Annotated in this window: 14 protein-coding genes; 11 read left to right on the forward strand and 3 right to left on the reverse strand. The window is 63.1% G+C overall.

From position 1 onward, the window contains the following. Window positions 1-67: 67 nt before the first annotated feature. Both thiC and H2LOC_RS01860 read left to right on the forward strand, forming a co-directional pair. Entirely contained in the window at window positions 68-1,906 is a 1,839-nt protein-coding gene (gene thiC / locus H2LOC_RS01855) for a phosphomethylpyrimidine synthase ThiC (RefSeq protein ID WP_154331542.1), read from the forward strand. Between the two features lie 39 nt (window positions 1,907-1,945). Further along, window positions 1,946-2,758 (forward strand): hypothetical protein, encoded by an 813-nt coding sequence (locus tag H2LOC_RS01860; RefSeq protein WP_136494837.1) that lies wholly within the window; start codon window positions 1,946-1,948, stop codon window positions 2,756-2,758. Here the strand turns inward: H2LOC_RS01860 and H2LOC_RS01865 are convergent. Next, window positions 2,751-3,311: a Uma2 family endonuclease gene (locus H2LOC_RS01865; RefSeq protein ID WP_136494838.1), complete on the reverse strand. Its 561-nt coding sequence runs from the start codon at window positions 3,309-3,311 to the stop codon at window positions 2,751-2,753. The genes H2LOC_RS01860 and H2LOC_RS01865 overlap by 8 nt on opposite strands. A gap of 135 nt (window positions 3,312-3,446) precedes the next feature. Here H2LOC_RS01865 and purB point away from each other — a divergent pair, with 135 nt between their 5' ends. Continuing rightward, complete coding sequence (gene purB, locus H2LOC_RS01870; RefSeq protein WP_136494839.1) at window positions 3,447-4,748, forward strand: adenylosuccinate lyase; 1,302 nt, start codon at window positions 3,447-3,449, stop codon at window positions 4,746-4,748. Between the two features lie 343 nt (window positions 4,749-5,091). On the opposite strand, the gene H2LOC_RS01875 is transcribed toward purB, so the two are convergent. Both H2LOC_RS01875 and H2LOC_RS01880 read right to left on the reverse strand, forming a co-directional pair. After that, window positions 5,092-5,826, reverse strand: coding sequence for a hypothetical protein (locus tag H2LOC_RS01875; protein WP_136494840.1), 735 nt, complete (start codon window positions 5,824-5,826; stop codon window positions 5,092-5,094). A gap of 33 nt (window positions 5,827-5,859) precedes the next feature. Further along, window positions 5,860-6,909 (reverse strand): CorA family divalent cation transporter, encoded by a 1,050-nt coding sequence (locus tag H2LOC_RS01880; protein ID WP_136494841.1) that lies wholly within the window; start codon window positions 6,907-6,909, stop codon window positions 5,860-5,862. A 138-nt stretch (window positions 6,910-7,047) separates the two neighbouring features. Here H2LOC_RS01880 and H2LOC_RS01885 point away from each other — a divergent pair, with 138 nt between their 5' ends. From H2LOC_RS01885 to H2LOC_RS01920, 8 genes are all read left to right on the forward strand, one after another. Further along, window positions 7,048-8,211 carry a cysteine desulfurase family protein gene (locus H2LOC_RS01885; protein WP_136494842.1) on the forward strand — a complete coding sequence of 388 codons (1,164 nt, stop codon included), beginning with the start codon at window positions 7,048-7,050 and terminating at the stop codon, window positions 8,209-8,211. A 67-nt stretch (window positions 8,212-8,278) separates the two neighbouring features. Further along, on the forward strand, window positions 8,279-9,748 hold the full coding sequence (sufB, locus tag H2LOC_RS01890) for a Fe-S cluster assembly protein SufB (protein WP_136494843.1): 1,470 nt from the start codon (window positions 8,279-8,281) through the stop codon (window positions 9,746-9,748). Between the two features lie 51 nt (window positions 9,749-9,799). Next, entirely contained in the window at window positions 9,800-10,549 is a 750-nt protein-coding gene (sufC, locus tag H2LOC_RS01895) for a Fe-S cluster assembly ATPase SufC (RefSeq protein WP_136494844.1), read from the forward strand. A 2-nt stretch (window positions 10,550-10,551) separates the two neighbouring features. Continuing rightward, window positions 10,552-11,838, forward strand: a complete 1,287-nt coding sequence (sufD, locus tag H2LOC_RS01900; protein ID WP_136494845.1) for a Fe-S cluster assembly protein SufD — start codon at window positions 10,552-10,554, stop codon at window positions 11,836-11,838. Then, window positions 11,835-13,088 (forward strand): cysteine desulfurase, encoded by a 1,254-nt coding sequence (locus tag H2LOC_RS01905; protein ID WP_136494846.1) that lies wholly within the window; start codon window positions 11,835-11,837, stop codon window positions 13,086-13,088. The genes sufD and H2LOC_RS01905 overlap by 4 nt, the downstream gene beginning before the upstream one ends. Window positions 13,089-13,117: 29 nt before the next feature. Continuing rightward, window positions 13,118-13,495, forward strand: a complete 378-nt coding sequence (locus H2LOC_RS01910; RefSeq protein WP_136496952.1) for an SUF system Fe-S cluster assembly protein — start codon at window positions 13,118-13,120, stop codon at window positions 13,493-13,495. Window positions 13,496-13,508: 13 nt separating this feature from the next. Then, window positions 13,509-13,925 carry a VOC family protein gene (locus H2LOC_RS01915; protein ID WP_136494847.1) on the forward strand — a complete coding sequence of 139 codons (417 nt, stop codon included), beginning with the start codon at window positions 13,509-13,511 and terminating at the stop codon, window positions 13,923-13,925. Between the two features lie 53 nt (window positions 13,926-13,978). Then, the gene (locus H2LOC_RS01920) at window positions 13,979-14,341 is read left to right on the forward strand and encodes a HesB/IscA family protein (RefSeq protein ID WP_136494848.1); all 363 of its coding nucleotides are present in this window, start codon (window positions 13,979-13,981) and stop codon (window positions 14,339-14,341) included. Window positions 14,342-14,468: the final 127 nt, after the last annotated feature.

Genomic DNA, 14,468 nt, shown 5'->3' on the forward strand with positions numbered 1-14,468 from the left:
ATCGGCTCGCGGATCATCGCCGCATTCTCCGCTACTGCGCCCGCCTCGAGATTACCGGAGCCAGATCATGAATGCGCAAGACAAACATTCCCCAAAGCCGGTCAGCGTCACGACCGGTCCGATCGGGCGCTCCCGGAAGCTTTATGCGTCGCCTGCGGGCTTTCCGGAGGTCCGCGTTCCCTATCGTGAGATCGCTTTCGAGCCCTCCTCGGGGGAGCCGCCGCTGCGCATCTACGATTCATCCGGCCCTTATGGCTGCGCTGAGTTCACTCCGGATCTTGCGGCGGGCCTGCCTGCTGCGCGGCCCTGGCTCGCGGCCCGCGAGGGGCTGGAGAACTACCAGGGCAGGACGGTAAAGCCCGAGGATAACGGCTTCGCCAGCGGCGAATATCTCGTTCCGCCATGCCCGGCTCCCCGCGCGATTTATCGTGGGACGGGCGCCGGGCCGGTCACCCAGCTCGAATTCGCCCGGGCCGGAATCGTCACGCAGGAAATGGTCTATGTCGCGCATCGCGAGAATCTCTGCCGCGAGCGCGCTTTCGAAAACGCCGCGGCGCGCATCGCCGACGGTGAGAGCTTCGGGGCCTCGATCCCGCAATTCGTGACGTCGGAATTCGTGCGCGACGAGGTGGCGCGGGGCCGGGCGATCATTCCGGCCAACATCAACCACCCCGAGCTCGAGCCGGTGATCATCGGGCGCAATTTCCTGGTCAAGATCAACGCCAATATCGGCAATTCGGCCGTGACTTCCTCCGTGGCGGAGGAGGTCGAAAAGATGGTGTGGTCGATCCGCTGGGGCGCGGACACCGTCATGGACCTCTCCACCGGCCGCAATATCCATAATATTCGCGACTGGATCATCCGCAACGCCAGCGCGCCGATCGGCACCGTGCCGATCTATCAGGCGCTGGAGAAGGTTGGAGGCGACGCGACCAAGCTCGATTGGGAGGTGTTCAAGGACACGCTGATCGAGCAGGCCGAGCAGGGGGTGGATTATTTCACCATCCACGCCGGCGTGCGCCTCGCCCATGTGCCGCTCACCGCCAATCGCGTCACCGGCATTGTTTCGCGCGGCGGCTCGATCATGGCGCGCTGGTGCCTCTCCAGGCACAGGGAGAGCTTCCTCTACGAGCGTTTCGGCGACATCTGCGACATCATGCGCCGCTATGACGTTTCGTTCTCGCTCGGCGACGGGTTGCGGCCCGGCTCCAACGCCGACGCCAATGACGCGGCGCAATTCGCCGAGCTCGAGACGCTGGGCGAACTCACCAAGGTCGCCTGGGACAAGGGCTGCCAGGTCATGATCGAAGGCCCCGGCCATGTGCCGATGCACAAGATCAAAGCCAATATGGACAAGCAGCTCGCCGTCTGTGGCGAGGCGCCTTTCTATACGCTTGGACCGCTCGTGACCGACATCGCGCCGGGCTATGACCACATCACCTCCGGCATCGGCGCCGCCATGATCGGCTGGTTCGGCACGGCGATGCTCTGCTATGTCACGCCCAAGGAACATCTCGGCCTGCCCGACCGCGACGACGTCAAGACCGGGGTGATTACCTATCGCATCGCCGCTCACGCGGCCGATCTCGCCAAGGGCCATCCCGCCGCGATCGAGCGCGACAACGCCATGAGCCGGGCGAGATTCGACTTCCGCTGGACCGATCAGTTCGACATCGGGCTCGATCCCGACACCGCGCGCAAATACCACGACGAGACGATGCCGAAAGAGGCCCATAAGGTCGCGCATTTCTGCTCGATGTGCGGGCCGAAATTCTGCTCGATGCAGATCACCCGCGACTTGCGCGAGGAGGCCGCCGCCATCGCCGAGCGCGAACAGGGCATGGCCGACAAAAGCGCGGAGTTTTTGGAAAAAGGCGCCGAGATTTATGTGGAGGCGGGGGAGTAGTTAACGCGGAAATCTTTTGATTGGCTTGAAGAGGCGCACTTGAACCACCCTTTAAGGCTCTTGAGCTTTGACGAGTACCTCGCCGGTAAGGCGGTCCGGATCGGCCGCCTTTGGTGCTCGCCGCGCTCAGTGGAAACCACGCTGCACCGTCATTGTAAAAAGATAGTTGGGGTAACGGATATGGGTTACGGATATCCTGGCAGCTCCACCGCAGTGGCGTTTGAAAAACGCTGCTTGCTCTTTTGTTGTGGGCATCAGATTGGAAGCTTTAATCCTGATCAGATCGGGATTTGGCCGTCTTACAACAGGGAGTGGATCATAACAGGTAATTCGATGGTAATCGCTGAGGCATCTCAGCAGATAGAATATGACGAACTTATTGATGTCCGATCGTTTAATTTCCCGGTAGAGTCGTATGAAATCCCAAGTCTTAGGAGCGAATTCTTTGATATTCAGGAGTCGGAAATATGGAAGCCTGGTAGAGAGCGGGTTTTCATTGTTTATGGATACCCCACGGAATTTCAGGACATCGGGTTTGATGAAGACTCTGGCGAAAACACTCATGTGCATGCGCGTTGTATGCAGACTACGGGGTTTTACGACGGGCCGAGCAATGCCCCGCATGTCCATCGCTTAACGATGTCCCGGCGAGGATCTTTCGACGCGGATGGGATGAGCGGCGGCACCGTGTTCTATCTCGGTGTCGATGGCAATGGCTTTTTCGTTGGCCTAGCCGGTATGATAATTCGTGGTTCTCGCACCTCGAATATTATTCATTTCATCGAAGTATCGGCGATTAAGCTGTTCGCCTCACATGTGGCGTCCAAAAATAAAATAGATGCGGTTAGCTAGCACCGTAAATCTCCGCCACCACCACCTCCAACCCCGGCGGGTCGAGCAAGGTCGCGCCCTCGCGGATGATGCGGGTGAGGATATCGCAGCCTTCCTGCCGGCGATGGTGGATGACGAGTGGCTCGTTCGAGTCGACAATCAGATAATGCGCGAGGCTGGGCAGGCGAAAATAATCGGCGAGCTTGCGCGCGCGATCCATGCGCCCGGTCGAGGGGGAAAGCACCTCGACGATAATGACGGGATTATCCACCGTGAGCGCGGAAGGCGCCGCCTCCTCGCCGCAATAGACCAGCGCGTTGGGCTCATAAGCGGTGGCGTCGTCGATCCTCACCGTGGCCCCGTCGGGCACGACATGGCAGTTAAGGCCGCCGGCGCGGACCGCGTTGAGCAGAGCGACATGAACCGCGAGCTTGACCTTCCAATGCGCGGCGCGCTCGGCGGACTGGGACACGACCTCGCCATTGATCAGCTCATGGCGCCCCGGCCGCTCGCTCGCCCAGACGAGGAACTCGTCGACGGTCATATGAGGCGGCGTCGGCGGCTGGGCGCTCATCGGCATAATCGTAGATGATCGGGCGGCCGGCGGCCATGAGTTCGGGGCGGCCGCACCCGCCCCAACTGGACATCCGCCGGACGCGCATGTTAGGGCCGCGGTTCTCCTGTTTTCGCTAGTTTGAGGCCGACGCCCATGATCCCGCGCTATTCCCGCAAGGCCATGACCGACATCTGGGAGCCGCAGACGCGGTTTCGGATCTGGTTTGAGATCGAGGCCCATGCCTGCGACGCTCTCGCCGAATTGGGCGTCATCCCGAAGGAAAGCGCCAAGGCGATCTGGGACAAGGCCGGAGGCGTCACCTTTGACGTGGACCGCATCGACGAGATCGAGCGCGTCACCAAGCATGACGTCATCGCCTTTCTCACCCATTTGGCTGAATTCATCGGGCCCGACTCGCGTTTCGTGCATCAGGGCATGACCAGCTCGGACGTGCTCGACACCTGCCTTTCGGTCCAGCTCACCCGCGCCGCCGATCTTCTCATCGCCGACGTTGACGCTCTGCTGGCCGCGATCAAGAAGCGCGCCTTCGAGCATAAAGACACCCCGACCATCGGCCGCTCGCATGGCATTCACGCCGAGCCGGTGACTTTCGGGCTCAAGCTGGCCCAGGCCTACGCCGAATTTACCCGCGCCCGCGAACGCCTGGTTTCCGCCCGCAAGGAGGTCGCGGTCTGCGCTATTTCCGGCGCGGTCGGGACCTTCGCCAATATCGACCCGCGGGTCGAGGAGCATGTCGCCGCAAAGCTCGGCCTCGCGGTCGAGCCCGTCTCGACCCAGGTGATCCCGCGTGACCGCCATGCGGCTTTCTTCGCCACGCTGGGGGTCGTCGCCTCCAGCATCGAGCGGCTGGCGATAGAGATCCGCCATTTGCAGCGCACCGAGGTGCTGGAGGCCGAGGAATATTTCTCCGCCGGCCAAAAGGGCTCCTCCGCCATGCCGCATAAGCGGAACCCGGTGCTGACCGAGAATCTGACCGGCCTCGCCCGGCTGGTGCGCGGCATGGCGCTGCCGGCCATGGAGGATGTGGCGCTCTGGCACGAGCGCGACATTTCCCATTCCTCAGTCGAGCGCATGATCGGCCCCGACGCGACCGTGACGCTGGATTTCGCGCTGGTCCGCCTCACCGGCGTGATCGAGAATCTCCTGATCTATCCCGAGAACATGCAGAAGAATCTCGACCGGCTGGGCGGACTCGTCCATTCGCAGCGCGTGCTGCTGGCGCTTACCCAAAAGGGCGTCTCGCGCGAGGACGCCTATGCCATGGTTCAGCGCAACGCCATGCCGGTCTGGCGCGGCGAAGGGGAGTTCCGCACGCTGCTCGGCGCCGACAAGGACGTGAGCGCCAAGCTCTCTCCCGCCGAACTCGACGAGCTGTTCGACCTCTCGTACCACTTCAAGCATGTGGATACGATTTTTGGCCGGGTGTTCGGCTAATAATAGAGAAAGGCTGCGGGCTTTCCTAAGGAAACCCGCGGCGGTTCATCGCCGCCGTCATCGCGAGGAGCGTAGCGACGTGGCGATCCAGTGGATTCACGTGGCGTTCAACGTTTTCATTTAGTCTGGATTGCTTCGCTTCACTCGCAATGACGGCTGTTTTTACTGCAGATATTGTAAATTAGCCTTGCTGGTGCTGCTTTTGCTTCGTCCCGGCATGGAGCCCGTTAAACGACGCCGAGCGGCGTGGCGTGACAGCCCCGGCGCCGGCAAGTGGCGCGGGGCTGTCGAGAAGGCCTCAGAGATGGAATGCCGGCGTGAAGGTCTGCCCCGGGCTCTCCGCTTATTTCCCGCCGCCCATGGCCTCGTGATAGTTCTCGATGTTGGTCTGAAAGTCGGCGGTGCATTTCGGCGGCACTTTGTCTGCGATCGAGGGCCGCTTGTCGTAGCAGCCCCCGAGCATTTCCGGCCCGGGCTTGAAGCCTTTGCAGAGCTCGGCGTAGATTTTGTTGCATTCGCGGGAAAGCTTTTCCTCGGCAGCTACGCCTGCTCCAAGCGCGCCGTCGATGAGCCCGCGCGCTTCCTCATTTGTCGGCGCGGAGCCGATCAGAGCGGGGTCGCCGCGCAGATCGAACACAAAGAGCGCGGAAGCGGAGGCGCCGGGCTTGTCAGTGCGCATATATGAGACGCGCACGATCAGCCCCGCAGCCTTGCCGTCGGCGTCCAGCCGCCATTCGGCTTTCTGCGCTCCCGAGACATTGGGAAACTCGCCGAGCTTGAAATCGGACAGCAGCGGCTTTTCCAGGGAGAAAAGCTTTCCGCCCTTTCCTAAAACCAGAAAGCTGCGCGGATCCTGGTCGATCACATAGACGGAATAGTCGTCGATCCCCTTGCAACGGAAAATGCCCGCCCCGTCGCCTTTCTCGATCACGCGTCCGGGCAGCTTCAGATGGTCGAGCGTCTCGCAATTCTGGAGCGAGGTATATTGCGATTTCCCTTCCTCCGCCTGCGCCGCGCCGGAAAGGAGAATGCCGGCGATGAGCAAGAGCCGGCGCAGGGAGGTTCTAGCGTTGGTCAAGATCGATTTTCCTTTGGCTTTGCGCCGAGCTGTTCAACCCTGACGCGGACGCTTCTGTCTTGGTTCCGCGCGGGGGCGGGTGAGGCCGATCCGGCGCATGAAGAAAAGCGTCACCAGCGAGGCCGTGACGCAGAGGGCCGCGGCATAGGCGGTTCCATGCGCCGCTTCGGCGAAGGGCAGGGCTTTGGTGTTCATGCCGAAGAAGCCGGTGACGAAGGTCGCCGGCAGCAGCAGCGTGGTGACCATCGTCAGGATGTAGAGCCGGTCGTTGGTCACCAGACTGGCGATGGCGTTGAGTTCGTCCTGTAAAAGCCGGGCCCGGTCCTGAACTTCGGCGAGATCATGGACGAGTATGTCGGCGCGGCGCGCCAGCCGCGCGCCAGCTTCCTTCAGCTCCTCCAGCTCGGGATCGTAGAGCGTCGCCTCCAGCCGTAGCAGAGGAGAGCGCAAGCCGGCGGCCTCGCGCGCCAGCCGCAGCGCGGCGCGGCGCACCGAGCCAAGCGTCGCGCGCTCGCTCTCGCCCTTGCCGTCGGCGACGATGCGCTCCTCGATGCCGTCGAGCGTCGAGGACAGCTCGTAGATGATCTTGCCCAGCTCGTCGCAGATATGGCCGACCATCGCCTCGAACAATTCGAGCGGCGTGCTCGCCAGCCGTCCATGAGTGAGAGCCGCCTTGGTCGCCTCCGCCGCGTCGATGGGGCGATGGCTGGCGCTGGCCAGGAAGCGTTCGCCGAAAGCGAAACGCAGAAAGCCGATCTGCGGAGGCCCGCCCGGCGCCCCGCGTTCGCGGTCGAAGAATGCGCCCCGCACGATGTCGCCGGAATGGTCGATGAACTGCCGGTCGACCGGCTCGGACAATATTTTGCGCACTTCTTCCGGCAGGGCTGCGAGCCTCGCGAGAAGTCCCGAAGAGCGGCTGTCGTTCAAATCGACATGCAGCCAGACGAAGCCTTCGCCGGGGGCCCCGAGCTTCGCGAGGTCCTGCTCTTCGCCCGGTTCGGCGCGTCCTTCCTCGTCGAAGCGCAACATCCATGCGCAACCGGGGACGGGGCTCGCCTGCTTGCCGTAATGATCGAAATCCATCGACAACGCCTTCCGCGACGCCCGGAGCGGCCGCCCGGCTGGAGCCGGGGCCAGCCGGGAGACGGCTTCACTCGCCGGTTGATAGCTTTGGCGAGCCACGCTTATATGAATGTTCGTCCACGCGAGCCATGAGATACTATGCCTCGAGCCAGCCGCGCCTATCTCGACTATAACGCCACGGCTCCGTTGCGGCCACAGGCGCGCGAAGCGATGCTGTCGGCTTTCGACGCGCTCGGAAATCCTTCATCGACCCATGCCGAGGGGAGGGCGGCGCGCGAAGTGCTGGAGCGGGCGCGGCGCGTCTTGGCCGGAGGCTTAGGAGCCGCCCCGCGCAATCTGGTCTTCACCAGCGGCGCCACCGAGGCGGCCAATCTCGCCCTCACGCCCAATCTTCAGCTCGGCCGGAACGAAAACCCGTTCGACCGGCTGCTGGTCTCGGGCGGGGAACACGCGGCGACGCTTCTTGGCCACCGCTTTCCCGCCGGGCAGGTCGAGACGCTGCCTCTCACGGCGCAGGGCGCCCTCGATCTCGAAGCTCTGGAAGACGCCTTGAAGCGGGCGGCCGGCCAGCGCATCGTCCTCGCCCTGCAGGCCGTGAACAATGAGACCGGAGCGATCCAGCCGGTGAGAGAGGCGGCGGACCGGGTCCACGCCGCGGGCGGAGTTCTGGTCTGCGACGCCACCCAGGCCGTCGGTCGTTGCGCTGCAACATTCTCGACATTAAACGCCGATGTTTTGTTCTTTTCCTCTCATAAGCTCGGCGGGCCGTTCGGCGCGGGGGCCCTGGCGTTCGCGCGCGACGATATCCATATCAGGGATGCGGTCTTGAAAGGCGGCGGACAGGAGGGCGGCCGGCGTTCCGGCACCGAGAACGTCGCCGCAGCCGCGGGCTTCGCGGCCGCTTTCTCGGCCTCGATCGAAAATCTCGACGCGGAAATCGCCCGGCTGGGCGCCTTGCGCGACGCCGCGGAGGCGAAGGTCGCCGAAATCCTCCCTTCTGCTCAATTTCTGTGCAGAGAGGGGACGCGCGCTCCCAATGTCTGCGCGTTCCTGGCGCCGGGCTTCGTCCCGCAAACCATGGCGATGGCGCTGGACCTGGAAGGGGTCGCCGTTTCTTCGGGATCGGCCTGTTCTTCAGGCAAGGTTCGCCCTTCGCACGTGCTGGCCGCGATGGGGCTGAAGGAAGACCGGCTGCTGCGCGTCAGCCTGGGTTGGTCTTCGAAGCCGGAGGATGTAGAACTGTTCGGCATCGCTCTTGCACGGGTGGCGGCACGGATGAGGCCACGGCGATCCGCCGCCTGAGCTGGGGCTGGCCCCCAAGGATTTCGGCCGACGGGCCTTGAACCCGCCGTGACGAGGAGAAGAGACCATGGCGGCTCTGAAAGAGACCGTTCAGACAGTCGAGTCGATCGACGTCGACGCGTATAAATACGGCTTCACGACTGAAATCGAGTCGGAGAAGGCCCCAAAGGGCCTTTCGGAAGAAATCGTCCGCTTCATCTCCGCCAAGAAGAGCGAGCCGGAGTGGCTGACGGAATGGCGGCTTGCGGCCTATCGTCGGTGGCTCACCATGGAAGAGCCCAAATGGGCCAGGGTCGAGCATTCCCCGATCGACTATCAGGATCTCTATTATTATTCGGCGCCCAAGACGACGCCCGGCCCCAAGACGCTCGAAGAGGTCGATCCCGAGCTTCTGCGCACCTATGAGAAACTCGGCATCCCGCTGCGGGAGCAGGAGGTTCTCGCGGGCGTGGAAACCCGCAAGGTGGCGGTCGACGCGGTGTTCGACAGCGTATCGGTCGCGACCACCTTCAAGGAAGAGCTGGCCAAGGCGGGCGTCATCTTCTGCCCGATCTCGGAGGCGGTGAAGACCCATCCCGAGTTGGTGCAGAAATACCTCGGCTCGGTCGTGCCGGTGACGGATAATTTCTTCGCGACCCTCAACTCGGCGGTGTTTTCCGACGGCTCTTTCGTCTACGTGCCGCCCGGCGTGCGCTGCCCGATGGAGCTTTCGACCTATTTCCGCATCAATGAAAAGAACACCGGCCAGTTCGAGCGGACGCTGATCATCGCCGACGCCGGCTCCTATGTCAGCTATCTCGAAGGCTGCACCGCGCCCAAGCGCGACGAAAACCAGCTTCACGCCGCGGTGGTGGAGCTCGTCGCGCTCGACGACGCCGAGATCAAATACTCCACGGTGCAGAACTGGTATCCCGGCGACAGCGAGGGCAGGGGCGGCATCTACAACTTCGTGACCAAGCGCGGCGATTGTCGCGGCCGCAACTCGCATATCAGCTGGACCCAGGTGGAAACCGGTTCGGCGATCACCTGGAAATACCCGTCCTGCATATTGCGTGGCGACAACTCCCAGGGCGAGTTCTATTCCATCGCGGTTTCCAACGGCTTCCAGCAGGTGGACAGCGGCACCAAGATGATCCATCTCGGCCGCAACACCAAAAGCCGCATCATCTCGAAGGGCATTTCGGCGGGACGCTCGCAGAACACCTATCGCGGCCAGGTCTCCGCGCACCGCAAGGCGGAAGGCGCGCGCAATTTCACCAATTGCGACAGTCTGCTGATCGGCGACAAATGCGGCGCGCACACCGTGCCTTATCTCGAAAGCAAGAACCCGACTGCGCAGTTCGAGCACGAAGCCACCACGTCGAAGATTTCGCAGGACCAGCTCTTCTACGCCATGCAACGCGGCCTGAGCGCCGAGGAAGCCACGGCTCTGATCGTCAACGGCTTCGTGCGCGACGTGTTGCAGCAGCTTCCGATGGAATTCGCGGTCGAGGCGCAGAAGCTGATTTCCGTTAGTCTCGAGGGGAGCGTGGGCTGAGCGGTACTACCTCTCAGGCCAGCGGTTCAAATTCTCGAAAGGGACGCATCCATGCTCGAAATTAAAAATCTTCACGTCTCCATCGGAGACCGCAAAATTCTGGACGGCCTCACCCTCACCGTCCACGACGGCGAGGTCGCCGCGATCATGGGTCCGAACGGCACCGGCAAATCGACGCTCTCCTACGTCATTTCCGGCCGCGAGGGCTATGACGTCACCGACGGCGAAGTGCTGCTCAACGGCGAAAACATCCTTGAGCTGGAGCCGCATGAACGCGCGGCGAAGGGCGTGTTTCTCGCCTTCCAATATCCGGTCGAAATTCCCGGCGTCGCGACGATGACCTTCCTCAAGGCGACCATGAACGCCCAGCGCCGCCTGCGCGGCCAGGAGGAGCTGCAGACGCCGGACTTCATGAAGCGCGTGAACGAGGCCGCGGCCAGGCTCGGGGTTTCCAAGGAAATGCTCCGGCGCCCGCTGAACAGCGGCTTCTCGGGCGGCGAAAAGAAGCGGATGGATATCTTGCAGATGACTCTGCTGGAGCCCAAGCTCGGCATATTGGACGAGACCGACTCGGGGCTCGACATCGATGCGCTGCGCATCGTGTCCGAAGGCGTGAACGCGTTGCGCGCCAAGGATCGAGGCTTCCTCGTCATCACGCATTACCAGCGCCTGCTCGATTACATCAAGCCGGACACGGTGCATGTGATGGCGCGCGGGCGCATTCTGCGCAGCGGCGGACCCGAGCTCGCGCTCGAGCTCGAAGAAAGCGGCTACAAGGATTACATCGTCGAGGCGGCCTGATCATGAGCGAGACAGCGACCCAGGCGGAAATCGCCCTCAAGACTTCCTTTGACCTCATGAAGGACGCGGGAGCCCAGTCGCTGCGGCGCGGCGCCTGGGAGGCCTTTGCAAACGCGGGCCTCCCCAACAAACGCGTCGAGAGCTGGCATTACACCGACCTTCGCGCGGCGTTGCGGGCCGTTGCGCCTCTCGCCGGAGCGGCCGGGGCGGTTCCGGCCCCGGAGCGGCGACAGGCTTCCTGCCGGCTGGTCGTGCTCGACGGCGCCTTCCGGCCCGATCTTTCCGACCTCGCGGCGCTGCCTGCGGGCGTCGGCGCGCAGTCGTTGCGCGAGGCGCTGGCTTCGGGCGAGGCGGACATACTCGCCGCGCTTGCTGGCGACGCCGACGACGCCATGATCGCGCTCAATGCGGCGCTGATGCAGGACGGGGTGGTCCTGCGCATCGCGCCGGGGACCGTGGTCGAGCAGCCGCTTGAAATCCTGAACGCGGTTTCCTCGGCGGGCGCCGCCCATTCAGTCTATGCGCGCTCACTGGTCATGGCCGGCGCGGGAGCCTCCGCCACGCTGATCGAGACGCTTGAATCACTGGAGACGTCCGACGCGCAGGAGAACCATGCGCTGCTGCTGTGCCTCGAGCGCGGAGCCCGGCTCGAACATGTCTGTTCGATAGCGCGGCAGGCGGAAGGGGCGGTCAGGGTGCTCTCGCTGCTTGCGACCCTCGGAGAAAAGGCCGCACTGAATTCTTTCTGCCTGATCGAGGGCGGCGGCCTGATCCGCCGCCAGGTCTTCGCGACGCTGGCCGGGGAGGGCGCCGACGCCGCCTTCTGCGGGGCGAATCTGCTTCGGGGGCGGGATCACGCCGACACCACGCTTTTGGTGCGGCACCAGAGTCCCGGTGGCAAGAGCCGCGAATATTTCCGCTATATCATCGACGAGTCGGCGACGGGTGTCTTCCAGGGCAAGGTTTCCGTCGCGCAGCCCGCCCAGAAGACCGACGGCGCCATGCAGTCCAAGGCGATCCTGCTTTCGGACGGCGCGACGATGAACAGCAAGCCCGAGCTGGAGATATTCGCCGACGATGTCGTCTGCGGCCATGGCGCGACTTGCGGACGGCTCGACGCGGACCAACTCTTCTATCTGCAGGCGAGAGGCCTGCCGCAAAGCGAGGCGGAAGCCCTGCTGATCCAGGGCTTCGCGAACGAGGCGTTGAAGCTGGTGGCGGGAGAGCAGATCCGGGAAACGCTGGAGGAGCGGATTTCGGCCTGGCTAGCGCGAAGGGACACAAAATGAACCAGCAATTCGGCTTGTCTCAGGCTGCCCCGATCTTCGACGTAGACGCGATCCGGGAGGATTTCCCCATCCTGTCGGAGCGTCCCTACGGCAAGGAGCTGGTCTATCTCGACAACGCGGCTTCCGCGCAAAAGCCCCGGCAGGTGATCGAGCGTCTCACGCATTTCTACGAGCATGAATACGCCAATGTGCACCGGGGCCTGCATTATCTCGCCAACGCCTCCACCGAGGCTTTCGAGGGCGCGAGGGAGTCGGTGCGCCGCTTCCTCAACGCGGAGCATGCCGAGGAAATAGTCTTCACGCGGTCCGCCACCGAGGCGATCAATCTGGCGGCGGCTGCGTTCGGCCTCGCGCATATCGGCGAAGGCGACGAGATCATCCTGTCGATGATGGAGCATCACTCCAACATCGTGCCATGGCACTTCCTGCGCGAGCGCAAGGGCGCCGTGCTGAAGTGGATCGAGGTCGACGACGACGGCAATTTCTCGCTCGAAGAATTTGAAAAGCTCTTCACCAACAAGACCAAGATCGTCGCGCTCACCCATATGTCGAACGTCGTGGCGGCGCCCACGCCGGTCGCGGAAGTCACGCGGATCGCTCATGCCCATGGTGTTCCGGTGCTGATCGACGGGTCTCAGGGCGCAGTCCATCTCGACGTGGACGTGCAGGCGCTCGACGTCGACTTCTACATCATCACCGGACACAAGCTTTATGGGCCGACCGGGATCGGCGCGCTTTACGGCAAGCGCAAATGGCTCGAAACCCTGCCTCCGTTCCTCGGCGGCGGCGAGATGATCGAAACCGTGACGCTCGACAGCGTGACCTATAATGTTCCGCCGCAGCGCTTCGAGGCCGGCACGCCTCCGATCGCGCAGGCGGTCGGGCTCGGCGCCGGGCTGGATTATATGGAGAGCGTCGGGCGGGCGGCCATTCGGGCCCACGAAGCCGACCTCACCGCCTATGCCCACGAGCGCCTTTCCGAGATCAGGGGGCTGCGCATCTATGGTCGGGCGCGTGAGAAGGGGCCTATCGTAGCGTTCAATATGGACGTCGCTCACGCGCATGACATTGCGACGGTGATCGACCGCGCCGGAGTCGCCGTTCGGGCGGGAACCCATTGCGCCATGCCGCTGCTCACGCGCTTCGGCGCGTCGTCGAGCTGCCGCGCTTCCTTCGCGCTCTACAACACCCGGAGCGAAGTCGACCGGCTCGCCGAGGCGCTGATCAAGGCGCAAACGCTGTTTTCATGATGGAGGCCTTCATGAGCAATACGGACACCATGGAGAAGACGGCCGCACTGACGGGCAATGCGCCGCAGATAAATATTGCCCCCAGTCTCGACCCCGAGGGCATGGAGCGGCTTTCCGGCGAGATCATCAAAGCCCTGAAGACGATATATGATCCCGAGATACCCGCCGACGTCTACGAGCTGGGCCTGATCTACCGCATCGACATCACCGACGACGGCTATGTCGACATCGACATGACGCTGACCGCGCCCGGCTGTCCCGTCGCCGGCGAGATGCCGGTCTGGGTGCAGAACGCGGTCAATGCGGTGCCGGGTGTAGCCGACACCAAGGTTCACATGGTGTTCAATCCCCCCTGGGATCAGAGCCGCATGTCCGACGAAGCGCGTATCACGCTCGATATGTGGTGAGGAGCCGGCCGCTATGGCGCCGAGACTGGGCGACGTGCTCGAGACGGCGCTTTATGTCGAGGATCTGGACCGCGCGGAGGAGTTTTACGCGCGGGTGATGGGACTCGATGCGCTCTCCCGCGACGCTCGCCTCTGCGCCCTCGATTGCGGACCGGGCAGCGTGCTCTTGCTGTTCCTGCGCGGCGCGACCCGCGAGACCGTGCATTTGGCGGGCGGAGAGATTCCGCCGCATGGGGGAAACGGCGATCTTCATTTTGCGTTCAAGATAGCGCGGCAGGATCTCGGAGCCTGGGAAAGCCATCTCGCGGCTTGCGGCGTTTCCGTCGAGGCCAGAATGAGCTGGCCGCGCGGCGGCGTAAGTCTTTACTTCCGCGATCCCGACAACAATCTGCTAGAATTGGCGACGCCGGGCTTGTGGGCCAATTATTGAAGGCGCGGCCAAGGAACGTCATCCGGCGCCACGGGCGCCTGTGGGAGTGCTGAATGAACCTCGCTTTATCCAATGTCCTCAGTCTCACCGACGCGGCCGCGGCTCGGGTGCGGGCTTTGCTGGCCAGTGCGCCGACCCCGGCCACCGGTTTGAGGGTGAGCGTCGAGAAAAGCGGCTGCGCCGGCATGGCCTATAAAATGGCGCTGGCCGAGCCGGAGCATGGCGACGAAGTAATCGAACAGGATGGCGCGCGCGTCATCGTGGACGCCAAGGCGGTCCTGTTTCTGCTGGGATCGCGCATGGATATCAAGACCGACAAATTCTCGTCGACTTTCGTGTTCGAAAACCCGAACCAGACCTCGGCTTGCGGCTGCGGCGAGAGCGTTGCGTTGACGCCGGCAGAACCTTTACGGTAGGTTTACGGGAAACTTCATTTTTTCCAGTGTATTAACCTTAAAATATCTTAAATCCGCACCGCAGCTCATATTTAAAAACTTTGTTTAATGTGGGACGCCCAGACTGCGGCAAGCTCGCAGTTCTGGA

Source organism: Methylocystis heyeri (assembly GCF_004802635.2).
In the GTDB taxonomy this organism is placed as follows: domain Bacteria; phylum Pseudomonadota; class Alphaproteobacteria; order Rhizobiales; family Beijerinckiaceae; genus Methylocystis; species Methylocystis heyeri.